21 protein-coding genes, 1 pseudogene and 1 riboswitch are annotated in these 22,835 nt (G+C 69.9%); of the genes and pseudogenes, 11 read left to right on the top strand and 11 right to left on the bottom strand.

From position 1 onward, the window contains the following. The first annotated feature begins 342 nt into the window (after positions 1 to 342). Together GUY59_RS50995 and mgrA are read left to right on the top strand one after the other, a co-directional pair. Positions 343 to 2,433 carry a S9 family peptidase gene (locus GUY59_RS50995; RefSeq protein ID WP_138205753.1) on the top strand — a complete coding sequence of 697 codons (2,091 nt, stop codon included), beginning with the start codon at positions 343 to 345 and terminating at the stop codon, positions 2,431 to 2,433. Continuing rightward, a complete protein-coding gene (gene mgrA, locus GUY59_RS37380) occupies positions 2,430 to 3,428 on the top strand; it encodes an L-glyceraldehyde 3-phosphate reductase (protein WP_138205755.1) in 999 nt (332 codons plus the stop codon). The genes GUY59_RS50995 and mgrA overlap by 4 nt, the downstream gene beginning before the upstream one ends. Here the strand turns inward: mgrA and GUY59_RS50990 are convergent. Then, positions 3,397 to 5,829 carry a lysylphosphatidylglycerol synthase transmembrane domain-containing protein gene (locus tag GUY59_RS50990; RefSeq protein ID WP_252375138.1) on the bottom strand — a complete coding sequence of 811 codons (2,433 nt, stop codon included), beginning with the start codon at positions 5,827 to 5,829 and terminating at the stop codon, positions 3,397 to 3,399. The genes mgrA and GUY59_RS50990 overlap by 32 nt on opposite strands. Positions 5,830 to 5,979: 150 nt before the next feature. Here GUY59_RS50990 and GUY59_RS37370 point away from each other — a divergent pair, with 150 nt between their 5' ends. Next, complete coding sequence (locus tag GUY59_RS37370) at positions 5,980 to 7,986, top strand: molybdopterin-containing oxidoreductase family protein (RefSeq protein WP_138205757.1); 2,007 nt, start codon at positions 5,980 to 5,982, stop codon at positions 7,984 to 7,986. Here GUY59_RS37370 and GUY59_RS49330 read toward each other — a convergent pair. The 3 genes and pseudogenes from GUY59_RS49330 to GUY59_RS37360 all read right to left on the bottom strand — a co-directional run bounded on the left by GUY59_RS49330 (position 7,973) and on the right by GUY59_RS37360 (position 9,196). Next, complete coding sequence (locus tag GUY59_RS49330; protein WP_236667868.1) at positions 7,973 to 8,443, bottom strand: GNAT family N-acetyltransferase; 471 nt, start codon at positions 8,441 to 8,443, stop codon at positions 7,973 to 7,975. The two genes, GUY59_RS37370 and GUY59_RS49330, sit on opposite strands and share 14 nt — an antisense overlap. A gap of 42 nt (positions 8,444 to 8,485) precedes the next feature. Continuing rightward, positions 8,486 to 8,881 (bottom strand): annotated as a pseudogene (locus GUY59_RS49325) (GNAT family N-acetyltransferase); the annotation flags it as partial. Positions 8,882 to 8,920: 39 nt separating this feature from the next. Further along, positions 8,921 to 9,196: a GntR family transcriptional regulator gene (locus GUY59_RS37360; protein ID WP_138205761.1), complete on the bottom strand. Its 276-nt coding sequence runs from the start codon at positions 9,194 to 9,196 to the stop codon at positions 8,921 to 8,923. Here GUY59_RS37360 and GUY59_RS37355 point away from each other — a divergent pair. After that, entirely contained in the window at positions 9,195 to 9,644 is a 450-nt protein-coding gene (locus GUY59_RS37355; protein ID WP_165960020.1) for a hypothetical protein, read from the top strand. The two genes, GUY59_RS37360 and GUY59_RS37355, sit on opposite strands and share 2 nt — an antisense overlap. 7 nt (positions 9,645 to 9,651) lie before the next feature. On the opposite strand, the gene GUY59_RS37350 is transcribed toward GUY59_RS37355, so the two are convergent. The 3 genes from GUY59_RS37350 to GUY59_RS37340 form a co-directional block, all read right to left on the bottom strand. Beyond that, positions 9,652 to 10,035 (bottom strand): VOC family protein, encoded by a 384-nt coding sequence (locus tag GUY59_RS37350; RefSeq protein WP_161714891.1) that lies wholly within the window; start codon positions 10,033 to 10,035, stop codon positions 9,652 to 9,654. A gap of 31 nt (positions 10,036 to 10,066) precedes the next feature. Further along, positions 10,067 to 10,381: a DMT family transporter gene (locus tag GUY59_RS37345; RefSeq protein ID WP_138205765.1), complete on the bottom strand. Its 315-nt coding sequence runs from the start codon at positions 10,379 to 10,381 to the stop codon at positions 10,067 to 10,069. Positions 10,382 to 10,413: 32 nt separating this feature from the next. Continuing rightward, a riboswitch (guanidine-III (ykkC-III) riboswitch) is annotated at positions 10,414 to 10,480 on the bottom strand. A gap of 17 nt (positions 10,481 to 10,497) precedes the next feature. Next, the gene (locus tag GUY59_RS37340; RefSeq protein WP_138205767.1) at positions 10,498 to 11,343 is read right to left on the bottom strand and encodes a class I SAM-dependent methyltransferase; all 846 of its coding nucleotides are present in this window, start codon (positions 11,341 to 11,343) and stop codon (positions 10,498 to 10,500) included. Between the two features lie 101 nt (positions 11,344 to 11,444). On the opposite strand from GUY59_RS37340, the gene GUY59_RS37335 reads away from it, so the two are divergent. From GUY59_RS37335 to GUY59_RS37325, 3 genes are all read left to right on the top strand, one after another. Further along, positions 11,445 to 13,250 (top strand): acyl-CoA dehydrogenase, encoded by a 1,806-nt coding sequence (locus tag GUY59_RS37335; protein WP_138205769.1) that lies wholly within the window; start codon positions 11,445 to 11,447, stop codon positions 13,248 to 13,250. A gap of 87 nt (positions 13,251 to 13,337) precedes the next feature. Next, a complete protein-coding gene (locus tag GUY59_RS37330; protein ID WP_138205771.1) occupies positions 13,338 to 14,276 on the top strand; it encodes an MBL fold metallo-hydrolase in 939 nt (312 codons plus the stop codon). Between the two features lie 70 nt (positions 14,277 to 14,346). After that, the gene (locus tag GUY59_RS37325) at positions 14,347 to 14,571 is read left to right on the top strand and encodes a hypothetical protein (RefSeq protein ID WP_132341004.1); all 225 of its coding nucleotides are present in this window, start codon (positions 14,347 to 14,349) and stop codon (positions 14,569 to 14,571) included. Here the strand turns inward: GUY59_RS37325 and GUY59_RS37320 are convergent. The 4 genes from GUY59_RS37320 to pdhA form a co-directional block, all read right to left on the bottom strand. Beyond that, positions 14,568 to 14,861 (bottom strand): Dabb family protein, encoded by a 294-nt coding sequence (locus GUY59_RS37320; RefSeq protein ID WP_138205773.1) that lies wholly within the window; start codon positions 14,859 to 14,861, stop codon positions 14,568 to 14,570. The two genes, GUY59_RS37325 and GUY59_RS37320, sit on opposite strands and share 4 nt — an antisense overlap. Before the next feature lie 114 nt (positions 14,862 to 14,975). Beyond that, on the bottom strand, positions 14,976 to 16,352 hold the full coding sequence (locus tag GUY59_RS37315) for a dihydrolipoamide acetyltransferase family protein (protein WP_138205775.1): 1,377 nt from the start codon (positions 16,350 to 16,352) through the stop codon (positions 14,976 to 14,978). 11 nt (positions 16,353 to 16,363) lie between these two features. Next, positions 16,364 to 17,344, bottom strand: a complete 981-nt coding sequence (locus tag GUY59_RS37310) for an alpha-ketoacid dehydrogenase subunit beta (RefSeq protein WP_132340998.1) — start codon at positions 17,342 to 17,344, stop codon at positions 16,364 to 16,366. Continuing rightward, positions 17,341 to 18,462, bottom strand: a complete 1,122-nt coding sequence (gene pdhA / locus GUY59_RS37305) for a pyruvate dehydrogenase (acetyl-transferring) E1 component subunit alpha (protein WP_236667867.1) — start codon at positions 18,460 to 18,462, stop codon at positions 17,341 to 17,343. The genes GUY59_RS37310 and pdhA overlap by 4 nt, the downstream gene beginning before the upstream one ends. 264 nt (positions 18,463 to 18,726) lie before the next feature. Between pdhA and purS the strand changes: the two genes are divergently transcribed. The 4 genes from purS to purL all read left to right on the top strand — a co-directional run bounded on the left by purS (position 18,727) and on the right by purL (position 22,727). After that, the gene (purS, locus tag GUY59_RS37300; RefSeq protein ID WP_138205777.1) at positions 18,727 to 18,972 is read left to right on the top strand and encodes a phosphoribosylformylglycinamidine synthase subunit PurS; all 246 of its coding nucleotides are present in this window, start codon (positions 18,727 to 18,729) and stop codon (positions 18,970 to 18,972) included. 221 nt (positions 18,973 to 19,193) lie between these two features. After that, positions 19,194 to 19,580, top strand: a complete 387-nt coding sequence (locus GUY59_RS37295) for an ATP-binding protein (RefSeq protein ID WP_138205785.1) — start codon at positions 19,194 to 19,196, stop codon at positions 19,578 to 19,580. Between the two features lie 140 nt (positions 19,581 to 19,720). Continuing rightward, positions 19,721 to 20,404: a phosphoribosylformylglycinamidine synthase subunit PurQ gene (gene purQ / locus GUY59_RS37290; RefSeq protein ID WP_138205779.1), complete on the top strand. Its 684-nt coding sequence runs from the start codon at positions 19,721 to 19,723 to the stop codon at positions 20,402 to 20,404. A gap of 67 nt (positions 20,405 to 20,471) precedes the next feature. Continuing rightward, positions 20,472 to 22,727, top strand: a complete 2,256-nt coding sequence (purL, locus tag GUY59_RS37285; RefSeq protein WP_138205781.1) for a phosphoribosylformylglycinamidine synthase subunit PurL — start codon at positions 20,472 to 20,474, stop codon at positions 22,725 to 22,727. Positions 22,728 to 22,835: the final 108 nt, after the last annotated feature.

Genomic DNA, 22,835 nt, shown 5'->3' with positions numbered 1-22,835 from the left:
GCGTTCATTTCGTTGTGTCTTAACTCTTTCAGCCGTTCAAGTCCCTGTCAAATTGACCGGACCTGCTCGACCTGCGGGAATTAAGCGCCGCCCCCTTTCGGAGACAACCCCTCTAACTTACCAGCCCGTAGAGACCGCGGCGAACCGATCTCCAGACCAGGTGGTCACAGGGGAGCGCCGGCGACCCACGGCACAACACGCCACATATCACCGGAGTGAGAGGAAGTGGTTGTGCCGCACCGCGTCGGCTCCTCAAGATTAGCAGCGCTCCCGACCTCTCGGGACTCGTTCGTCGGGCTCCACGGCCACAGATCGATCACAACCGAACATAGACTCCCCCACGTGAGCAGCAACACGCCACCAGTGGCGAAGAAGGTCCGGACCGAGCGCACCCATCATGGCGACACCGTCATCGACGAGTACGCCTGGCTGAGCAACAAGGAAGATCCTGATACCACCGCCTATCTGGAGGCGGAGAACGACTTTCTCAAGAAGGAGACCGCTCACCTCTCCGACCTCCAGGAGCAGGTGTTCCAGGAGATCAAGGCGCGCACCCAGGAAACCGACCTGTCGGTGCCGAGCCGCAAGGGCGCCTGGTGGTACTTCACCCGTACGGAAGAGGGCAAGCAGTACGGCGTCTCCTGCCGCGTCCCCGCGGACAGCGACGCGCCCCCGGTGATCACGCCGGGCGAGCGGCTCGACCGGGAGCAGGTCATCCTCGACGGCAACGAGCTGGCCGGCGACAGCCCGTTCTTCTCGGTCGGCGCCAGCGCCGTCAGCCCCGATGGCACGATGCTGGCCTTCTCCACCGACTACAAGGGCGACGAGCGCTTCACGCTGAGGTTCAAGAACCTCGAGACGGGCGAGGTGCTCCCCGACGAGATCACCGGCATCTTCTACGGGGGAGCCTGGTCGGCGGACGGCTCGGCGTTCTTCTACACGCGCGTGGACGACGCCTGGCGCCCGTTCCAGGTCTACCGGCACACCCTGGGGACCCAGGAGGACGTGCTGGTCTACGAGGAGGGCGACGAGCGCTACTGGGTGGGCATCGGGCTGACCAGGAGCGAGCGTTACCTGGTGCTCAGCGCGGGCAGCAAGGTCACCAGCGAGGTGCGCGTCCTCGACGCGATGGATCCGGCCGGCGAGTTCACGGTCGTCCGCCCCAGGAAGACCGGCGTCGAGTACGGCGTCGAGCACGCGGGCGACTTCTTCTACGTGCTCCACAACGAGAACGCCGAGAACTTCGAGCTTGCCACCGCCCCGCTGGACGACCCCGGCTCCTGGACCCCGCTGACCCCCCACAGGGAGGACACGAGGCTCCTGGAGATCGACGCGTTCTCCGACCACGCCGTGGTGCACTTCCGGCGTGAAGGGCTGACCGGCCTGCGGGTGCTGCCCTACGGTTCCGCCGGCGGCACCTGGCGGGAGCGGGTGGAGGCCTCCGAGCGGAACGCGTACGAGATCGACTTTCCCGAGCCGCTGTACGACGTCGGGCCGGCGGGCAACCCCGAGTTCACGACCACGCGGCTGCGGCTGGCGTACACGAGCATGGTCACCCCGCCCAGCGTGTACGACTACGAGCTCGACTCGCACGAGCTGATCCTGCTCAAGCGGCGGCCGGTGCTGGGCGGCTACGACCCGGCCGACTACGAGCAGTTCCGCGAGTGGGCCACGGCCGAGGACGGCACGAAGATCCCCGTGTCCATCGTGAAGCGCAAGGACACGGCCACGCCCGCGCCGACCGTGCTGTACGGGTACGGCAGCTACGAGACCTCCATAGACCCCGGCTTCTCGATCGCGAGGTTGTCGCTGCTCGACCGCGGGTTCCTCTTCGCCGTAGCCCACGTCAGGGGCGGCGGCGAGCTGGGCCGCCGCTGGTACGAAGAGGGCAAGCTGACCAGGAAGCGCAACACGTTCACCGATTTCGTGGCGGTGTGCCGCCACATGAAGGAGAGCGGCTGGAGCGAGCGGGTCATCGCGAGGGGCGGCTCGGCCGGTGGGCTGCTCATGGGCGCGGCCACGAACCTGGCGCCCGAGTTGTTCGCGGGCGTGGTGGCCGAGGTGCCGTTCGTCGATGCCCTGAACACCATCCTCGATCCGTCGTTGCCGCTGACCGTGATCGAGTGGGACGAGTGGGGCAATCCGCTGCACGATCCCGACGTCTACGCCTACATGAAGAGCTACACGCCGTACGAGAACGTGGACGGCCGGCCGTACCCGCCGATCCTGGCGATCACGAGCCTGAACGACACGCGCGTCCTCTACCACGAGCCGGCGAAGTGGATCGCGCGCTTGCGAGCGACGGCGGGCGGCGGGCCGTTCCTGCTCAAGACCGAGATGGGCGCGGGGCACGGCGGCCGTAGCGGACGCTACGACGCCTGGCGTGAAGAGGCGTTCGCGCTGGCGTGGATCATCGAGAGGGGCACGTCATGACCTATCAGGCCGACGACCGGCGTTACGAGCGCCAGCCGTACGTCCGCAGCGGACGCAGCGGACTGAAGCTGCCGGCGGTGTCGCTGGGGTTGTGGCACAACTTCGGCGACAACCGGCCGGTCGAGACGTCGCGGGCGATCCTGCGGCGGGCGTTCGACCTCGGGGTGACACATCTCGACCTGGCCAACAACTACGGCGTCCCGTACGGGTCGGCGGAGCGGAACTTCGGGCGGATCTTCCGCGAGGACTTCGCGCGCCACCGCGACGAGCTGATCATCTCCACCAAGGCCGGGTTCGACATGTGGCCCGGCCCGTACGGCGAGTGGGGCTCGCGCAAGTATCTGCTGGCCAGCATCGACCAGTCGCTTGAGCGTATGGGCCTCGACTACGTCGACCTCTTCTACAGCCACCGTCCCGACCCGGAGACGCCGCTGGAGGAGACCATGGGGGCGCTGGACCGGGCCGTGCGCTCGGGCAAGGCGCTCTACGCGGGCATCTCCAACTACTCGGCGGAGCAGACCACGCAGGCGGCGCGGATCATGCGCGAGCTGGGCACGCCGCTGCTCATCCACCAGCCGTCCTACTCGATGATCAACCGGTGGATCGAGGACGGGCTGCTCGACACGCTGGAGGAGGCGGGCATGGGCTGCATCGTGTTCTCGCCGCTGGCGCAGGGCGTGCTGACCGACCGCTACCTCGACGGGGTGCCGGCCGACTCGCGCGCGGCCACCAGCCGCTTCCTCCCGCAGGAGCGGATCGACCGCGAGCTGGCGCGCGACCTGAACGAGATCGCCAGGGGACGCGGGCAGACGCTGGCCCAGATGGCGTTGTCGTGGGCGCGCAGGGACCCGCGGGTCACGAGCGTGCTGATCGGCGCGAGCAGCGTACGTCAGCTTGAGGACAACGTGGCCTGCGTGGACGGCCCCGCCTTCACCGAGGACGAGCTCGACGCGATCGACAAGATCACAGGGCCTCGTGCCGCTGGAGGTAGGTGAAGGAGGCCCAGCCGGGCAGCACCGGCAGCCAGAACGTGAGCAGCCGGTGCAGCAGCACGGCCGACGTGGCGAGTTCGGCGGGCAGCCCCGCCACGGTGAGGCCCAGCGCGAGCGCGCCCTCGACCGCGCCCAGCCCGCCGGGGGTGGGCGCGGCCGAGCCGATCGCGTTGGCCGTGAGGTAGACGACGGCGACGGCGGTGAAGCTGAGCTCTCCGCCGAACGCCGCCACGCACGCGTCGAGGCAGACGATGAACGTGATGGTGATCATGAGGGTGCCGAGGCCCGCCTCGATCATCTTGCGCGGCGACTGCAGCACGTCGAGCAGGCGCGGCAGGACGTTGGAGAAGAGCCTGCTCATCCGCCCGGTGACCAGCCTGCGCAGCGGCGGCACGCCGAGCACCACCACGACCAGCAGCGCCACCGCGAGCAGCACCACGACCAGCCCGCGTGACGGCGTGAACGCGGTGTTGGTGGTGGAGCCGGTGATGTAGGCGAACAAGAGCAGCAGCGCGATGTGGAAGATCAGCATGATGAGCTGGGAGGCCCCCACGCTGGCCACCGCGCTGGCGGGCGAGATGCCGCGCTTTTGCAGGTAGCGGGTGTTGATCGCGACGCCGCCCACCGCCGCGGGCGCGACGAGCTTGACGAACGAGGCCGCGAGCTGCACGAGCACCGTACGCCAGAGCGGGAGGTTCTCCGGAACGAACCCGCGCAGCATGAGCGCGGCGGCCACGAAGCTCCCGAACGAGGCGAGCAGCGCCAGCCCCGACCACGCCCAGTTGGCCGTGGTGACCACCTGGTAGACGTTGACCTGGCTGAGCTGGGACAGCAGGAAGTACGCGGCCAGCGCGCTGGCGATGATCGTGATCAGGGTGCGCGGCCTGAACCGCTCCAGGCGCACCTCTTCGACCTTGCTCTGCGGTTTGAGCGCCACGATGTGCTCGCGGAGCTCGGGCAGCACCTGCTTGGCCTTGGCCAGAGCCGCGCGGGTCTCCCTGGTCAGCGCGATGCGCTGGAGCAGCGGCAGGGCGGCGGCCAGCGCGTCGGCTCCCATGACGGCGGCGGCGGCCCTGACCGAGCGTTCGGACCCGACGCGCAGCGCGAGGTAGGTGAGGAGCTGGGCGACGTCGAGCCTGAGCAGCAGGTCTCCCGCGGCGATCTCGCCGCTGCGCGCGTCGGTGAGCACGACCCGGCCGGCGCCGTCGAGGTGGATGCTGTCGCCGGTGAGCCGCCGGTGCGCGAGGCGCTGGATCTGCAGCAGGCCGACCTGCTCCCAGATCTGGGCGAGCAGGTCGTCGCCGATCTCCTCGTCGGGCACCTCGTCGAGGGGGCGCGTCTCGATGTGCTCGTAGGCGAGCAGCGCGGCCTCGGTGCCGATCTCGCTCGTGCCGAGCAGGCGGGGAGTGCTCGCGCCCGCGGCCTGCGCGGCGTACGCCATGAGCGCCTCGCGTTCGAGCTCGGCCCGCAGCGACCTGATGGCCCTGCGCCGGGTCTCGGAGTGGAGCCTGATGCGCCGCCACAGGCGGTAGGGCAGCCCGGCCACCTGCCGGTCGCGGTCGAGCACGGTGACGTCGAGGCTGCTGCCGTCGTTGAGCCCGATGGCGTAGCGGCGGCTGCCCTGGTGGTCGTCCTCGATGCGGCGGGCCGAGACCGGCGTGAACGACAGCTTGCGCAGCGCGGCCAGCACGGCGCTGCCGGGCGGCCTGGTGTTGGGGCTGCCGACGCCGTAGAGGGTGGCGTAGCCGATGGCCATGCCGACCAGCACCGTCACGATGGCGCTCGGCAGCGTGATCTGCCTGCCGGAGAAGAAGGCGAGGATGTAGAGGGCGATCGTGGTCCACATCAGCATGCGCCACGTGGGGCGGCGCGAGATGCGCACGGCGGTGGCGTACGCGATCACCGCGGTGAGCAGCGTGTTGAGCGGCTCGATCTTCCTGTCGCCGGTGAGCAGCACACGCAGGTCGTCAACATTGCCCGCGACCAGCCACTGCCCGAGCAGGAACGATCCGGCGATGCCGACGATCGCGGCGATCAGCCCTTCGGCGACGCGCAGCCCGTCGCGGTGGAAGACCCGTTCGACGGCGAAGGCCGTCGGGACGATCAACACGGCCGCGCCGCCGAGGAACGCGGCGATCCGGCTGAGCAGGGGGACGAGCTCCGCGCCCTCCTTGACGTCGGCTTCGAGGCCGATGAGCGTCTGCTTGGCCACGAGGGCGAGCAGGATCACCGCGCCGAGCACCGCGAGCGTGGCGAAGAACCGCAGCAGGTCCGACGGGCGGCGAAGGCGCTGCGGAAGGAGCGGCTCTACGACGTAGACGTCTGTGTCCGCGCGCGACTCGGCCACGGCTGGATCCCCCTCCGCGAGGTCCTCCGTGTCATCTCGTTCCCTGATTTCGGCCACCGACAGTGATTCTGCACCTTCCCGCCCGGACCGTACGATCTTTAGGTTTCCAGTGTCCTCAAATCAGCCCCGTAGTCCTCGCACCGGGCAGGCTACACGCTGGAGATCCCACCATTCACCTCCGACTTCGCGCGACGTAGGCTGTGACCCATGCCGGGTGATCTGAGAGTTCTGGGGGCGTGTCCGCTGGACTGCCCGGATACCTGTTCCTGGGTGGTCACGGTGGAGCACGGCCGGCCTGTCAGTCTCCGCGGCAACCCCGACCACCCCTACACCAGGGGTGCGCTCTGCGTGAAGGTCAACCGTTACCTGGAGCACACGCGCGCGGACGACCGCATACTCCACCCGCTGCGCCGCACCGGGCCGAAGGGCTCGGGCCGGTTCGAGCGCATCACGTGGGAGGAGGCTCTCGACGAGATCTCCGTACGGCTGCGCGGCATCGTCGAGGAGCACGGCGGCGAGGCGATCTGGCCCTATCTGGGCACCGGCTCGCTCGGCTACCTCCAGGGGTGCGAGGGCGTGGCGGGCCGGCGGTTCTGGAACATGCTGGGCGCCTCCAAGCACTATCTCAACATCTGCTCGGGCGCCGGCAACAGCGGCCTGCGGCGGACGACGGGCACCGCGGCCGGCATGGATCCGGAGAACTTCGCGCTGGCCAGGCTCATCGTGTTGTGGGGCACGAACACGCTCACCAGCGGGCACCACCTGTGGAAGTTCATCCAGGAGGCGCGGGCCGGCGGCGCGTACGTCGTCGCCATCGACCCCATCCGCACCCGGACCGCCGACCAGGCGGACGAGCACCTGGCGATCAGGCCGGGCACGGACGCGGCGCTGGCGCTCGGGCTGCTCAACGTGGTGCTGGCGGAGAACGCGCAGGACGAGGAGTTCCTCGCCGAGCACACCGAGGGCTGGGACGACTTCCGCGAGGAGATCCTGCGCCACCCGGTCGAGCGGGTGGCCGGGATCACCGGCATCTCCGCCGAGGCCGTCCACAGGCTGGGGATCCGGCTCGCCCGCACCCGGCCGACCGCGCTGCGTGCCACGCACGGCCTGCAGCGGCACGCCGGCGGCGGCACCGCGCTGCGCACGATCGCCGCGATCCCCGGCGTCACCGGCGACTGGCGGCATCCTGGTGGCGGCATCGCCTTCTCCACCAGCGACCACGTGCACCTCGCCGTCGACCGGCGCGACGACCTGCTGGCCCGCCCGGTGCGCACGCTGGTCATGACCAAGCTGGCCTCACAGCTCGACGACGTGAAGTGCCTGTGGGTGTACGCCGCCAACCCGGCGGGCAGCTCCCCCGACGCCAACGCCATCAAGCGGCAGCTCGCCCGCGAGGACCTGTTCACCGTGGTCATGGAGCAGTTCTCGACCGACACCGTCGACTACGCCGACATCGTGCTGCCCGCGACCATGCAGACCGAGCACATGGACCTGCACGCCGGCTACGGACACCTCTACCTGCTGTGGAACGAGCCCGCCGGGCCGCCTCCCGGCGAATGCCTGTCGACGACGGAGACGTTCAGGCGGCTGGCCCGGCACATGGGGATGACCGAGCCGTCGTTGTACGACTCGGATGTGGAGCTGGCCGAGCAGCTGCTGTCGAGCGGGCATCCATCCCTTGGGGGCATCACCCTGGACCGGCTCCGCAAGGAGGGCTGGGTGCGGATGAACTACCCCCGGCCTTTCGCGCCGTTCGCCGACGGCTTCCCGACGCCCTCCGGCCGGCTGCGGTTCCCGCCCGCGAAGGAGGCGTACGTGCCGCCCCACTCGGTGCGCGCGGCGGGGTCGTCACCGTACCGGCTGACGCTGATCACGCCGGCGTCTCACCTGTTCCTCAACACGACGTTCGGCAACAACCCGGAGTTGCGGCGGCGGGCCAAGGACCCGGTGGTGCTGGTCAACCCGGCCGACGCCGCGGAGCGGGGGCTGGCCGGCGGCCAGCGGGTGCGCGTGCACAACGACGGCGGCGAGTTCCTGGCCGACGTCGAGATCAGCGACCGCGTGGCGGCCGGGGTGGTGGCCTCGCCGAAGGGGCGCTGGCCGAAGCTCACGCCCGGCGGCGCCAACCCCAACGTGGTCGTGGCGGAGCGGGACGGTGACATGGGCAGGGGTCCCGCCTTCCACGACAACCTGGTCGAGATCAGTCCAGTTTGAGCTTGTAGCCGACGTGGGAGGCCGTGAAGCCGAGGGAGTCGTAGAAGCGGTGCGCGTCCGTACGTGACCTGTCGGAGGTGAGCTGCACCATGGCGCAGCCGCGCGCCCGCGCCCGGTCGACGGCCCACTGGATCATCTTGCGGCCGAGGCCCCTGCCTCGTTCGGGGGCGGCGACCCTGACGGCCTCGATCTGGCACCGCTCCGCGCCCAGCCGCGACAACCCGGCCAGGTAGGTGAGCTGCATGGTGCCCACCACCTTGCCGTCCCGCTCGGCGACGATCAGTTCGTTGTACGGGTCGGCGTCGATCCGCTCGAACGCCGCCAGGTAGCGCTCGTCACCCGGGTCTCCCTCACGCTGGGCCCCGAGCGGGTCGTCGGCCAGCATGGCCACGATGGCGGGCACGTCGTCCTCGCGGGCCCGGCGGAGGAGCAGCGACAACACGTAGTGGGACTCCATGAGGCCGGGGTTGGACGGCAGCGCCATGACCCTGCCGCTCGGGGTGAAGCCCTTGCGGGCGTAGAGCGCGCGGGCGGCGTGGTTCTGGTCGACCGCCCACAGGCCGACCTCCTCCGCGCCGGTGCTCCTCGCCCACTCCACGGCCGTGTCCACCAGCCGGGAGCCCACGCCCTCGCCCCTGGCCTCGGGGGCGACCCACATGGACAGCAGGTGGGCGCCGGTGTCCTCCAGCAGCACGCACACCAGGCCCACGTCCGCGCCGCCGCGTTCGGCCACCCACCACCGGGAGCCCGGATTTTTCAGCCTTTCAGTCCATTTGTCAGCCGAGAACTCAACCTCACGGTCGTACGAGGACCCGAAGGCGTCCGGCGAGTCCCGCAGCGCGCGCAGCCGCACCGCCCGCAGCCGCTCCCCTTCATCAGGGCCGAGGTGTTCCATCACGATTTCCCGCATGCCCCGCATGATGCCAGGGACAGGTCAGACGTCCTCGGGGGGTGGTCCCACGAAGTTTCCGATGCCGAACACCGTGTAGATGGTGCCCTCCTCGATCAGCTTGGCGAGCGCCTTGCGCACGGTCGCCCTGGCCACCCCGAACTCATCGACCAACTGGCGCTCGGACGGCAGCGGGTTGCCACGCTTGCAGACGCCTGCCGCGGAGCACGAACCCCGACTCCCCCTGACGATCAGATGGGGGCGAAGCCAGGGTTCACCCCCGATGCCCCGAGGGTGACACGGAAGGCAGCATGAGGCCATGAACGAAATCAGTCGACGCGACGAGGTATCGCTGTCGGGCGCCGCGCTGCGCGGCGCCCCTTGGAAGGCCGCCGCCATCAGCGGCGGCGTCATCTCGGCGACCAGCTACGGCTTCGGGCTGCTCACGGGCGGCGGCGACCTGGTGTGGGCGCTCGGCCTGGGCATCAGCCTGTTCGCGATGGTCGCCGCGATCGGCGCGGTGGCGAAGCCGGAGGACGGCGACCGGGTGACCCGGCAGGCCCGCCTCTGGTCGCTGCGGCACCCGTGGAAGTTCGCGCTGCTGCCCGCCGGCATCACGGCCGTGCTCGACTATCCGGTGCAGCTCCTGATCGACGGGGAAGGCGTGTTCGGCTCGGCCGTCCACGCCATGTGGCACGGCGCGCTGGTTTACCTGATCACCGCCATCGTGACGCTCACTCTGCAGGGTAGGGCCCGTTCGGCCCGGTGACCCCGGCTCAGCCCTGGGCCTCGCGCTCCTGCTGGCTGCGGCAGACACAGAACTCGTTGCCCTCGGGGTCGCGCATGACCACCCAGCCGGCGCCGTCGGGCAGGCGCCGGTCGTCGGCGATGGTGGCGCCCATGCCGGCCAGCCGCTCGACCTCCTCGTCGCGGGTCCTGCCGTCCATGCCGTTGACATCGAAGTGCACCCGGTTCTTGACGGTCTTGCCCTCGGGGACCTTCAGGAAGAGCAGGAACGGGTCTCGCTCGGTGCGGAGCATGATCTCGTCGTCACCGGGTTCGTCATCCTCGCCCAGCGGCAGGCCGGTGGCCCTGCTCCACCAGCTGGCGATCTCGTACGGGTTGTCGGCGTCGACGGAGATGGCATGAATTTCGATCATCAGGCCACTCAATCCGACACCACCGAAGACGTCAAGCCAGTGTTCGCAGGCCGATGACGCCCGCCAGGATCAGCGCGATGCACGCGATGCGGGGCAGCGACACTTCGTCCCCCATGGCGATCATGCCGAGGATCGCGGTGCCGGCCGCGCCGACGCCGGTCCAGACGGCGTACGCGGTGCCGACCTCCAGCGACCTGAGCGCGTAGGAGAGCAGGCCGAAGCTCAAAACGGCCGTGCCGAGGAACGACAGGGTCCACCACAGGTGGGTGAAGCCGTTGCTGAGCTTGAGCGAGAGGGCCATGGCGATCTCGAAGAGGCCGGCCAGCACGAGAAGGACCCACGCCATGATCAAGAACTCCTTGTGAACGAGACTGTGCGGATGCGTCGTCTTGTCGTGCCGGGTACGGCGCGTCTCGTCCGGGAGCCGTCAGCTCAATGGCGACAACGAGCGGGCCAGGCCGCTCATTCCCACCAGATCGTGGTCCACCGGTCTCTGGGCATGGGCCACATGCCGAGCTCCAGCACCGTGGCCGCCACCTCGTCCGCCATTGACGGGTCGAGGCAGATGCGGCGGCAGGCGCTGGCGGCCAACTCCTCCAGCGACGTGAAACGTTCCAGGGGCGCCTCTCGCTCCTCCACCCTGACGGGGTAGCCGAGCGCCGCGGCCAGCGCCACGCAGTCTTCCGCGACGGGCCGTACCGGCCGGTCGACGCCGTGGAAGTGCTGCCACAGCGGCGTCAACCAGCTCATGGGGTGGCGATGCGGCAGCTCCAGCACCACACGCCCCTGCGTGCGGCGGGCGAGCGCGCGCAGGAAGCCGGCCAGGTCGGGGACGTTGTAGACGACGTGCGCGGCGATGGCCACGTCGGCCACGGGCACGTCGTCGGCCACGTCGGGCCAGCGGCCCGTGATCGTGGTGACCGGCACCCCGAGCTTGTCCGCCCGGGTCTCCAGCGCCTCCAGCATGGCCGCCGAGGTGTCGACCGCGTAGAGGTGACCGATGCGCTCGTGCAGCGGCAGCGACGCCGCGCCGGAGCCGGCGCCCACGTCGAGCAGCGTGCCCTTGCCGGACCCCTTGCCGGACCCCTTGCCGGACCCCATGCCGGACCCCATGCCGGACAGGGCCTCGGCGAGCCGGGTCATGGTCGGGCCGTCGTCGGGCTCGGCCAGCGCACGGTCGGTGCGGGTGACGAACCGCTCGGGCGAGTGGCCCCATGGATCAACGGGAGCCTTGGCCAGGATCGCTTCGGGGATGGCCCAGGATTCCAGTCGCTCCCGCCATCGGGCGGCGAGTTCTTCGGCGTCCATGCAGAGAGCATGCCATGCATAGCCGGGGTTACCCGCGGGTAGCATTTCAGAGTAAGGTTACTGGTCGGTACACCAAACCCGGTTCAAGGAGATCGACACCCATGGGCCACTACAAGAGCAACGTGCGCGACCTGGAGTTCAGCCTTTTCGAGGTGTTCGGCAGGCGCGAGATCCTCGGCACGGGGCCCTTTGCGGAAGTGGACGAGGAGGTCGCCCGCAGCATCCTCGACGAGGTCAACAGGCTGGCCACCGGCGTCCTCGCCGACTCCTTCGAGGAGGGCGACAGGCATCCGCCCGAGTTCGACGCCGCCACCGGCTCCGTGCGCATGCCCGACGGCTTCAGAAGGTCGTACAAGGCGCTGGTCGACGGCGGCTGGGCGCATCTCGACCTGCCCGTCGAGCTGGGCGGGCCAGGCATCCCGCGGAGCCTCGCGTGGGCCACGGCCGAGATGGTGCTGGGCGCCAACCCGGCCCTCTACATGTACGCCGCCGGCCCCAACTTCGCCTACACCTTGTGGCGCGCCGGCAACGACGAGCAGAAGCGCTTCGCCGAACTCGCCATCGAGCGCAACTGGGGCGCCACCATGGTGCTCACCGAGCCCGACGCCGGCTCCGACGTGGGCGCCGGGCGGGCAAAGGCGATCGAGCAGCCCGACGGCACCTGGCACATCGAGGGCGTCAAGCGCTTCATCACCAGCGCCGAGCAGGACATGACCGAGAACATCTTCCACCTCGTGCTGGCCCGCCCCGAGGGCCACGGCCCCGGGACCAAGGGGCTGTCGATGTTCCTGGTGCCGAAATTCCACGTCGACCTCGAGACCGGCGAGCTCGGCGAGCGCAACGGCGTCTACGTCACCAACGTCGAGAAGAAGATGGGGCTGAAGGTCTCCACGACGTGCGAGCTGACCTTCGGCGACAGGCACCCCGCCGTCGGCTGGCTGGTGGGCGACGTGCACGAGGGCATCAAGCAGATGTTCATGGTGATCGAGCACGCCCGCATGATGGTCGGCACCAAGGCCATCGCCACGCTGTCCACCGGCTACCTGAACGCCCTGGAGTACGCCAAGGCCAGGACGCAGGGCGCGGACATGACGAAGATGTCCGACAAGACCGCTCCGCGGGTGACCATCACCCACCACCCCGACGTCCGCCGCGAGCTCATGCTGCAGAAGGCGTACGCGGAGGGCATGCGGGCCCTCGTGCTCTACACCGCCACCTTCCAGGACGCCCTGCTCATCGACCCGGACGACCGGCACGCCCAGGCCATGAACGACCTGCTGCTGCCCGTCGTCAAGGGGGTCGGCTCGGAGCGGTCGTACGAGCTGCTCTCCCGCTCGCTGCAGACCCTGGGCGGCTCCGGCTACCTGCAGGACTACCCGATCGAGCAGTACATCCGCGACGCGAAGATCGACTCCCTGTACGAGGGCACGACCGCGATCCAGGGTCTCGACCTGTTCTTCAGGAAGATCCTGCGCAACCAGGGCGCCGCGATCGGCGCCCTGCTGGCCGAGATCAACGAGTTCGCCGGCTCCGAGGCGGGCAACGGCCGGCTCAAGGAGGAGCGCAAGCTGCTGGTCGAGGCCGCCGCCGACGTCAAGGCCATGGGCGACACCATGGCCGGCTGGGCGCTCGCCTCCATGGAGTCGCCGCAGGAGACCTACAAGGTCGGGCTCAACACCACCAGGCTGCTGCTCGCGCTGGGCGACCTGGTGATCGGCTGGCTGCTGCTGCGCCAGGCCGAGGTGGCCCTGGCCAGGCTGGCCGACGGCGACGACCCGTTCTATCTCGGCAAGGTCGGCGCCGCCTCCTTCTTCGCCAAGACCGTGCTGCCGCGACTGGCCGCCGAGCGGCGTGTGCTGGCCTCGACCGGGCAGGAGCTCATGGAACTGCCCGAGGAGGCCTTCTAGAGCCGGGGACGCCCGCCCGGCGCGGCGGGCGGGCGTCCTGTCCCCCGAGCCGCCCGGCCGGGCATGCGAACGGATACCTTCGCGGACATGAGTTCCTCTTCCCACGACCACTCGCTGCCGCCCGCCCGCGTCGAGGAGGTGTCGGACGGCGTCTACGCCTATGTACAGCCCGACGGGAGCTGGTGGATCAACAACACCGGTTTCCTGGCCGGGCGGCGCGGCGTCATCTGCGTCGACGCCTGCTCGACCGAGCGGCGGACGCGGGCGTTCAGGCAGGCCGTCGGCCAGGTCAGCGACCGGCCGATCACCACTCTGATCAACACCCACCACCACGGCGACCACACGTTCGGGAACTGGTTGTTCCCCGAGGCGACGATCATCGGGCACGAGGGCGTGCGCGACCAGATCATCGCCGACGGCGTCCCCGCCTACCGGGCCGCCTGGTCGCCCGAGGTGCAGTGGGGCGCCATGGAGGTGACGCCGCCGTTCCTCACCTTCACCGACCGCGTCACCGTGTACTCCGACGACCTGAGGTGCGAGGTCAGGCACGTGGGGCACGCCGCCCACACGACCAACGACTCGTACGTGTGGATCCCCGAGCGGCGGCTGCTGTTCTCCGGCGACCTCGTCTTCAACGGCGGAACGCCGTTCGTGCTCATGGGCTCGGTCGCCGGCGCGCTGGACTCCCTCGCGCAGCTCAGGGGACTCGGCGCGGCGACCGTCGTGCCGGGCCACGGGGAGATCTGCGGGCCCGAGGTCTACGACCAGGTCGAGGGCTATCTGCGGTTCGTGCAGGAGACCGCCAGGCGGGGCAGGCAGGCCGGGCTGTCGCCGCTCGACGCCGCCAGGGAGACCGACCTGGGCGAGTGGGCCGGGCTGCTGGACGCCGAACGCATCGTGGGCAACCTGCACCGCGCCTACGCCGAGCTCGACGGGCGGCCGCTCGGCGCCCCGATCGACCTGGCCGCCGCCGTACTCGACATGATCACCTACAACGGCGGCCGGCCTCTGTCGTGCCTGGCCTGAAAGTCGCGGGTGTGATCGCGCTTACTCGGGTATGACCGGTGCTGTACACGTTCATTGCCTGGAGGTCGTCATGGGTGTCGGGGTCAGCATCTTCTTCCTCACGCTCGGCGCCATCCTGAAATTCGCCATCGAGCCCGACGTGTTCGGACAGAGCGTCCACATGGACATCATCGGCATCATCTTCATGATCGTCGGAGGGGTGGGTGTGCTCCTGAGCATCCTGCTGGCCCCTCGGCGGGGCCAGACGTCCGACCACCGGCTGATGCACCGGGAGAACAACCCGCCCGAGCTTTAGAGTTCCAGCTGTACGGCGGCGCGACTCGCGAGGATCGGCCTGATGTGCTCGGCGATCACGGCCTGGTGCTCGGGATGGTCGCGATAGACCACGTAGTCGTCGACGTTGTCGAAGTCGGCCACCACCGCGTAGTCGTGGTTGCCCTGGTTGATGCCCGCGTCGCCGCCGACGGTGAAGGAACGCAGCTGCGGGATGACGCCGGGCAGTCTGCCCAGCTCGGCCGTCACGGCGGCCCGCTGCTCGTCGGTGGTGTCGTCTTTCCACGTGAACAGCACAATGTGGCGAATCATGGGGGCCAATGTATTTCATCGGCCGGCCGGCGCCTCTGAGGTGGTCGGGTGCGGGCGTCCCGCCACGGCGGCCGCCGGGAGAGGGGTCCTCCCGGCGGCCGCCGTACCCGAGGTTCAGCTCCAGGCGAGCATGCGGAGCGGGTCCTCCAGCATGGCGCCCACGTCGCGCAGGAACAGCGAGCCCAGCTCGCCGTCCACGATCCGGTGGTCGAAGGAGAGCGCCAACGTCGTCACCTTGCGCACCGCGAGCTCGCCGTCCACCACCCAGGGCATGTCCCTGACCTGGCCGAAGGCGAGGATGGCGGCCTCGCCGGGGTTCAGGATCGGGGTGCCCGCGTCGACGCCGAACACGCCGACGTTGGTGATCGTGATGGTGCCGCCCGACATTTCCGCCGGTTGCGTACGGCCCGCCCTGGCCGTCTCCGTCAGCCGACCCAGCTCGGCGGCGAGCTCGGGCAGCGACATCGTGTCCGCGCCTTTGACGTTGGGCACCACCAGGCCGCGCGGCGTCGCGGCGGCTATGCCCAGGTTCACGTAGTGCTTGACCACGATCTCCTGCGCCGCCTCGTCCCACGAGGAGTTGATCATCGGATGCCGCCCGGCCGCCGTGATCACCGCCTTGGCCACCAGCAGCAGCGGGGAGACCCTGACCTCTGCGAACTCGGGAAGATCGCGCAGGCACCGGACGGCCTCCATCGTCCTCGTCACGTCCACCTGGAGGAACTCCGTGACGTGCGGGGCGGTGAAGGCGCTGGCGAGCATCGCCTGGGCGGTCATCTTGCGTACGCCCTTGATCGGGACGCGCTCCTCGCGCTCGCGCCGCGGCTGGGGGGCCGCCTGCGGAGCGTCCGCCCGGGCGGCGGCGTGCACGTCCTCGCGGGTGATCGAACCCTCGGGGCCCGTGCCGGTGAGGCTCGCCAGGTCCACGCCCAGGTCCTTGGCCAGCTTGCGTACGGGCGGCTTGGCCGGCGCCCGCGGCCCCGCGGCGGGGACCGGCGCGGCCGGGCCGTCCACCCCCACGCGGTCCGGGTTGGCCACCGGGGTGGCCGCGCCCGGCGGTTGCCTGCGCGGGCGTCGTTTGGTGGCGCCCGTCTTGACTCCGTAGCCCACGAGGACCGCCTGGCGTTCCTCCTTGGGCGCCGGGCCGCCGTGGGCGCCCGGCTCGACGGCTCCCTCGGCCGGGGGCTTCGGGACCATGTCGTCGGCCAGCGCCTCGGCCCGGTCGTTCCCGCCGTCGGCGCCGGAACCAGTGTCGCCCGTGTCCACGGCGATGATGGGGATGCCCACCTCGACCGTCGTGCCCTCGTCGGCCATCAGGCCGGCCACCACACCGTCCCACGGGATCGGCAGCTCGACGATCGACTTCGCCGTCTCGATCTCGACGACGATCTGGTTGACCTTGACGTCGTCGCCGGGCTTGACATGCCAGCGGACGATCTCCGCCTCCGTCAGGCCCTCGCCGACGTCGGGCAGCTTGAACTCGCGTCGCATGGACAACCCCCTCAGTACCCGAAGGCCCGGTCGACGGCGTCGAGCACCCGGTCCAGGTCGGGCAGGTAGTGCTCCTCCAGCTTCGACGGCGGGTAGGGGGTGGAGAAGCCGCCGACCCGCAGCACGGGCGACTCCAGGTGGTAGAAGCACTGCTCGGTGACCCTGGCGGCGAGCTCGGCGCCGAACCCGTTGTTGACAGGGGCCTCGTGCACGACCACGACCCGCCCGGTCCTGCGGGCGGACTCCAGGACCACCGGCTCGTCCAGCGGGTTGAGCGAGCGCAGGTCGATCACCTCCAGCGAGCGCCCGTCGTCCTCGGCCGCCGTGGCGGCCTCCAGGCACGTCTTGACCATGGGCCCGTAGGCCAGCAGCGTGGCGTCGGCGCCCGGCCGCACCACCTTGGCCTTGTGCAGCGGCGGCCACCACTCGGTGGACGCGGTGTCGATGTCGGCCTTCTCCCAGTAGCGGCGCTTGGGCTCGAAGAAGATGACCGGGTCGTCGCTGCGGATGGCCTGCTGGATCATGGTGTACGCGTCGGCCGGGTTGGAGCAGGCCACGACCCGCAGGCCGGCCGTGTGGGTGAAGTACGCCTCCGGCGACTCGCTGTGGTGCTCGACCGCCCCGATGCCGCCGCCGCAGGGGATGCGTACGACGACCGGCAGCTTGATCGCTCCCAGCGAGCGCATCGGCATCTTGGCCAGCTGCGTGATGATCTGGTCGGCCGCCGGGAAGACGAACCCGTCGAACTGGATCTCGCACACCGGCCGGTAACCGCGCAGCGCCAGCCCGATCGCGGTGCCGATGATGCCCGACTCGGCCAGCGGCGTGTCGATGACACGGTCCTCGCCGAAGTCCTTCTGCAGGCCGTCGGTGACGCGGAAGACGCCGCCCAGCTTGCCGACGTCCTCCCCCATGATGAGGACCTTGGAGTCGTCCTCCATGGCCTTGCGCATGCCTTCGTTGAGCGCCTTGGACAGGCTCATGATCGTCATTTGGCGAACCCCTCCAGGTACGCGGCGAACTGGGCGCGCTCCTGGTCCATCAGCGCGTGGGACTCGCTGTAGACGTGGTCGAAGATGTCGAGCGGCTCGGGGTCGGGCATGGCCAGGCAGCGCCTGCGCAGGTCGGCGCCGAGCTGGGCGGCCTCGGCGTCTACGGCGTCGAAGAACTCCTGGCCGGCGTGCTCGTTCTTGTACAGGTAGGCCTTGACCCGCTCGATCGGGTCCTTGAGCTTCCACGCCTCCAGCTCGCTGGCCACGCGGTAGCGGGTGGGGTCGTCGGTGGTGGTGTGGGCGCCCATGCGGTATGTGTACGCCTCGATGAGCGTCGGGCCCTGGCCCGTACGGGCGGCTTCGAGCGCCTTCCTGGTCACGGCGAGGCAGGCGAACACGTCGTTGCCGTCGACCCTGATGCCGGGGAAGCCGAAGCCCGAGGCGCGGCGGTAGAGAGGGATGCGGCTCTGCTTCTCCAGCGGCTCGGAGATCGCCCACTGGTTGTTCTGGCAGAAGAACACGATCGGCGCGTTGAACACGCCGGCCCAGATGAACGACTCGTTCACGTCGCCCTGGGAGGTGGCGCCGTCGCCGAAGTAGGCGATGGTGGCGGCGCTCGCGTCGTCACGCTGGATGCCCATGGCGTATCCGACGGCGTGCAGCGTCTGGCTGCCGATCACGATCGTGTAGAGGTGGAAGTTGTGCTCCTTGGGGTCCCACCCGCCGTGGTTGACACCTCTGAACAGGCCGAGCAGCTTGACCGGGTCGACGTCGCGGCACCACGCCACACCGTGCTCACGGTAGGTGGGGAACGCCATGTCCACGTCGGTCAGCGCGCGGCCCGAGCCGATCTGGGCCGCCTCCTGGCCCAGCAGCGAGGCCCAGATGCCCAGCTCGCCCTGGCGTTGCAGTGCCACGGCCTCCAGGTCGATGCGGCGGACGAGCACCAGGTCGCGGTAGAGCGACCGTACGTCCTCGGGGGTCAGGTCGATGTCGTAGTCGGGGTGCTCGACCCGCTCGCCTTCGGGGGTGAGCAACTGGACCAGCTCGGGGGGCGACTCGGCGCCGCGTGCGGCTTCGGTTGTCACGAGACCTCCTTCGCCGGTATCGCGGCACATGTGCTGTGCTCACTGACGACCGCGACAAGCTCGGTCATGGCCACTCCTGTGCGTCAGGGCCGGATGTCGATGGGGTTGCCACCTCAGTCCCGGCCTCCTTGGCGAGGAACCATATGGTGATGGTTCGTACGCTTTGGGGCCATGGTGGCAGACGTCACAGCCCTGCGCGCAAGCCCCATGTCCTCCCCGTTCCCGTTGTGTCGGCGGCCACACGCGCCGGTAGGCTGTGCTTCCCATCCACCCACCGCTCCCAGGAGGAACGCAGTGGCCCGCGTCATCGTGGACGTCATGTTGAAGCCCGAGATCCTCGATCCGCAGGGCCAGGCGATCGCCAGGGCGCTGCCCAGGCTCGGCTTCTCCGGCGTCGGGGCGGTGCGCCAGGGCAAGCGGTTCGAGCTGGAGCTGGAGGGCCCCGCCGACGAGGCGGCGCTGGCCGAGGTGCGCAAGATGGCCGAGACTCTTCTGGCCAACACGGTGATCGAGGACTACACCGTCCGGGTTGCAGAGTAGAACGCACATTTGATCCCCCGATTTCCCCCTGGTCGGTTAAAGCGGGGTTCTGACGTGCCACAATGCCACGGGCAAGCCAACAGTAAATAACAACAACGTGATTTTGCGGTTAGCCCCGATTTCACAGGGAAACCTACTCCAGGTGACATTCTGGCGCCCGGAGGAGTCCGGTGGATATTGAGTTCTCGTTGGCGCTGCCTCGGGATGCGATCGGCATACCGATGGTCAGGCGAGTGCTAGGCGATGCCCTGCGCTCACTCAACGTGAGTGAGACCTGCATCGCCGACATGTTGCTCGCCGTCTCCGAGGCGTGCTCGAACGCGGTGCGGCACGGGGGACCCGCCAACCGCTACGAGGTGACGGCGTCGATCGGCTACGGCCACTGTGACGTACGCGTGGCCGACAGCGGCGCGGGCGTGCCGTCGATGCCCGCTCACTTCCCCCCGCCCGACACCGAGAACGGCCGCGGCCTGCTGATCATGCGCTCCGTCGTCGACGAGATCTCCTTCGGCACCGAGCCTGGCCGGGGCACCACGGTCCACCTGCGCAAGACGCTCGCATGGGACGAAGGGGCCAAGGCCCGCCCCCGAGCGCTCGCAGCCGTCTGACCTGCTCCTCCGCGTCGCGTACAAGCCGATGCGGACCATGCGCGAGCACCCGATAACCTTGGTTACACCGCCGCAGACCGCCGTCCGCCCCGAAGAGACGGTGGCGCGTGCGTGCGCATTCCTCGGAGGGGACGACAGTCATGAGCGCTGCCCGTGTGGGCGTAGTCACGTTTCCAGGAACTCTCGACGACCAGGACGCCGCCAGAGCCGTGCACCTCGCGGGCGCGCAGGCGGTTCCGCTGTGGCACGCCGACCACGACCTGAAGGGGGTCGACGCCGTGTTCCTGCCCGGCGGCTTCTCCTACGGCGACTACCTGCGCTGCGGCGCCATCTCCCGCTTCGCGCCGATCATGGACGAGCTCATCCCGGCCGCGGGCGCGGGTCTGCCGGTGATCGGCACGTGCAACGGGTTCCAGATCCTGTGCGAGGCGCATCTGCTGCCCGGCGCGCTGACCCGCAACGCGTCGCTGCACTACGTCTGCCGTGACCAGCGGGTGCGCATCGAGCAGACCGCGACGGCGTGGACCAACGCCTTCGACCAGGGGCAGGAGATCGTGCTGCCGGTCAAGCACGGCGAAGGCCGCTACGTCGCCTCCGACGAGACGCTGGCCGCGCTCGAGGCCGGCGGCCACGTGGTCGTGCGCTACGTCGGAGGCAACCCCAACGGCTCGCTCAACGACATCGCGGGCATCCGCAACGAGGCGGGCAACGTGGTCGGGCTCATGCCGCACCCCGAGCACGCGGTCGAGGAGCTGGTCGGCGCCCCGAGCACCGACGGCCTCGGCTTCTTCACCTCCATCCTCAAGAACCTGGTGGACGCATGAGCGAGTGGAACGAGCGGCGGACGGACGCGGCCGACATGCCGATCCTCCGACCGACGCGGGAGGGCGAATGATCGACGACGTGCGGCGGGCGGCGAAAACCCCCGACGAGCCGATGCCCTTCGCCGAGCTGGGGATGAAGGCCGACGAGTACGCCCGGGTCAAGGAGATCCTCGGGCGCCGTCCCACCGGCTCCGAGCTGGCCATCTACAGCGTCATGTGGTCCGAGCACTGCTCCTACAAGTCGTCCAAGGTGCATCTCAAGCAGTTCGCCACCAAGGCGCCCAAGTCCGAGGCGCTGCTGGTGGGCATGGGCGAGAACGCCGGCGTGGTCGACATCGGCGACGGCTGGGCGGCCACGTTCAAGATCGAGTCTCACAACCACCCGTCCTACGTCGAGCCGCACCAGGGCGCGGCCACCGGCGTCGGCGGCATCGTGCGCGACATCATGTCGATGGGCGCGCGCCCGGTCGCCGTCATGGACGCGCTGCGCTTCGGCGGCGCCGACGCCGTCGACACGCGCCGGGTGCTGCCTGGCGTGGTCGAGGGCATCAGCCACTACGGCAACTGCCTGGGCCTGCCCAACATCGGCGGCGAGGTCGTCTTCGACCCGTGCTACATCGGCAACCCGCTGGTCAACGCCCTGTGCGTGGGCCTGTTGCGCAAAGACCAGATCAAGCTGGCCACCGCGCCGGGCCCCGGCAACAAGGTCGTGTTGTTCGGCGCGTCCACGGGCCCCGACGGCATCGGCGGCGCCTCGGTGCTGGCCTCGGCGACCTTCGAGGACGAGTCGCAGGCCAAGCGGCCCGCCGTGCAGGTCGGCGACCCGTTCATGGAGAAGCTGCTCATCGAGTGCTGCCTGGAGCTCTACGCCGCCGACGTGGTCGTAGGCATCCAGGACCTCGGCGCGGCCGGCGTCTCGTGCGCCACGACCGAGCTGGCCGCCAAGGGCACCGGCGGCATGCACGTCGACCTCACCCGCGTCCCGCTCCGCGATCCCTCGCTCAGGCCCGAGGAGATCCTGATGAGCGAGTCGCAGGAGCGCATGATGGCCGTGGTCGAGCCCCGCGACATCCCGGCGTTCATGGCGATCTGCGAGAAGTGGGACGTCCCCGCCACCGTCATCGGCGAGGTCACCGACACCGGCCGCTTGGTCATGACGTGGGAGGACGAGATCATCGTCGACATCCCGCCGGGCACGGCCGCCGACGAAGGCCCCGTCTACGAACGCCCCTACCACGAGCCGGCCGGCCAGGCCGCGCTCAACGCCGACACCCCCGACGGGCTGGAGCGGCCGGCCGACCTGCGCGAGACGCTGCTCAAGCTGCTCGGCTCCCCCAACCTGGCCTCCAAGGAGTGGGTGACCTCCCAGTACGACCGCTACGTCCGCTCCAACACCGTGCTGGCCCAGCCGGCCGACGCGGGCATGCTGCGGATCTCGGAGACCATGGCCGGTGTCGAGCACGAACCGACGACCCGCGGCATCGCGCTATCCACCGACGGCAACGGGCGTTACGCCAAGCTCGACCCCTACGCGGGGGCGCAGCTCGCGCTAGCGGAGGCCTACAGGAACGTCGCCGTGACCGGAGCCCAGCCGCTCGCCGTCACCAACTGCCTCAACTTCGGCTCCCCGGAGGACCCCGAGGTCATGTGGCAGTTCGCCGAGGCCACGCGCGGCCTGGCCGACGCCTGCCGGGCGCTCGGCGTGCCGGTGACGGGCGGCAACGTCTCCTTCTACAACCAGACGGGCTCGACGGCCATCCATCCCACGCCGGTCGTGGGCGTGCTCGGGGTCATCGACGACGTCGCCAAGCGCGTGCCGACCGGGTTCACCGAGGAGGGGCTGCGGGTCGTGCTGCTCGGCGACACGCGCGAGGAGTTCGGCGGCTCCGAGTGGGCCCACGTCGCCCACCGGCACCTGGGCGGGCTGCCGCCCCACGCCGACCTGGAGGCCGAGCGGGCGCTGGCCACCGTGCTGGTCGAGGCCACCCGTCGGGGGCTGCTGGCGGGCTCGCACGACCTGTCCGACGGCGGCCTCGCCGTGGCGCTGGCCGAGGCGTGTTTGGCGCGGGGCGTCGGCGCCTCCGTGACGCTGAGCGGCGAGCCGTTCACCGACCTGTTCAGCGAGTCGGCTTCCCGGGCGCTCATCGCCGTACGACCTGACGCCTACGACGCGTTCGCGTCGTTGTGCGGGCGGCACGAGGTGCCCTGCTACGGGCTCGGCATGACCGGCGGCGACAGGCTGGTCGTCGAGGGCGTCTTCGAGGTCCCGGTGGCCGAGTTGCGCGAGACGCACGAGGCCGCACTGCCCGCGCTGTTCGGCTGACGATCCGGGCGAGGGCCGGCCGGGGTCTTCCGGCCGGCCCTCGCCAGTGGGTAAAACGACGCATTGGCGGCGCGGACCTCACGGGCATAATCGGGCTGTGCCCCCCCC

Source organism: Nonomuraea sp. K271 (assembly GCF_009908215.1).
GTDB lineage: Bacteria > Actinomycetota > Actinomycetes > Streptosporangiales > Streptosporangiaceae > Nonomuraea > Nonomuraea longispora.
Note: the sequence above shows the minus strand (reverse complement) of the source record. Positions and strands in the feature narration are given on the sequence as shown.

Coding starts and splice junctions, on each gene's coding strand:
- mgrA (WP_138205755.1), top strand. CDS start 2,430: ATGACCTATCAGGCCGACGACCGGCGTTACGAGCGCCAGCCGTACGTC.
- GUY59_RS37370 (WP_138205757.1), top strand. CDS start 5,980: ATGCCGGGTGATCTGAGAGTTCTGGGGGCGTGTCCGCTGGACTGCCCG.
- GUY59_RS49330 (WP_236667868.1), bottom strand. CDS start 8,443: ATGGAGTCCCACTACGTGTTGTCGCTGCTCCTCCGCCGGGCCCGCGAG.
- GUY59_RS37355 (WP_165960020.1), top strand. CDS start 9,195: ATGAACGAAATCAGTCGACGCGACGAGGTATCGCTGTCGGGCGCCGCG.
- GUY59_RS37360 (WP_138205761.1), bottom strand. CDS start 9,196: ATGGCCTCATGCTGCCTTCCGTGTCACCCTCGGGGCATCGGGGGTGAA.
- GUY59_RS37350 (WP_161714891.1), bottom strand. CDS start 10,035: ATGATCGAAATTCATGCCATCTCCGTCGACGCCGACAACCCGTACGAG.
- GUY59_RS37345 (WP_138205765.1), bottom strand. CDS start 10,381: ATGGCGTGGGTCCTTCTCGTGCTGGCCGGCCTCTTCGAGATCGCCATG.
- GUY59_RS37340 (WP_138205767.1), bottom strand. CDS start 11,343: ATGGACGCCGAAGAACTCGCCGCCCGATGGCGGGAGCGACTGGAATCC.
- GUY59_RS37335 (WP_138205769.1), top strand. CDS start 11,445: ATGGGCCACTACAAGAGCAACGTGCGCGACCTGGAGTTCAGCCTTTTC.
- GUY59_RS37330 (WP_138205771.1), top strand. CDS start 13,338: ATGAGTTCCTCTTCCCACGACCACTCGCTGCCGCCCGCCCGCGTCGAG.
- GUY59_RS37325 (WP_132341004.1), top strand. CDS start 14,347: ATGGGTGTCGGGGTCAGCATCTTCTTCCTCACGCTCGGCGCCATCCTG.
- GUY59_RS37320 (WP_138205773.1), bottom strand. CDS start 14,861: ATGATTCGCCACATTGTGCTGTTCACGTGGAAAGACGACACCACCGAC.
- GUY59_RS37315 (WP_138205775.1), bottom strand. CDS start 16,352: ATGCGACGCGAGTTCAAGCTGCCCGACGTCGGCGAGGGCCTGACGGAG.
- GUY59_RS37310 (WP_132340998.1), bottom strand. CDS start 17,344: ATGACGATCATGAGCCTGTCCAAGGCGCTCAACGAAGGCATGCGCAAG.
- pdhA (WP_236667867.1), bottom strand. CDS start 18,462: ATGTGCCGCGATACCGGCGAAGGAGGTCTCGTGACAACCGAAGCCGCA.
- GUY59_RS37295 (WP_138205785.1), top strand. CDS start 19,194: ATGGTCAGGCGAGTGCTAGGCGATGCCCTGCGCTCACTCAACGTGAGT.
- purQ (WP_138205779.1), top strand. CDS start 19,721: ATGAGCGCTGCCCGTGTGGGCGTAGTCACGTTTCCAGGAACTCTCGAC.
- purL (WP_138205781.1), top strand. CDS start 20,472: ATGATCGACGACGTGCGGCGGGCGGCGAAAACCCCCGACGAGCCGATG.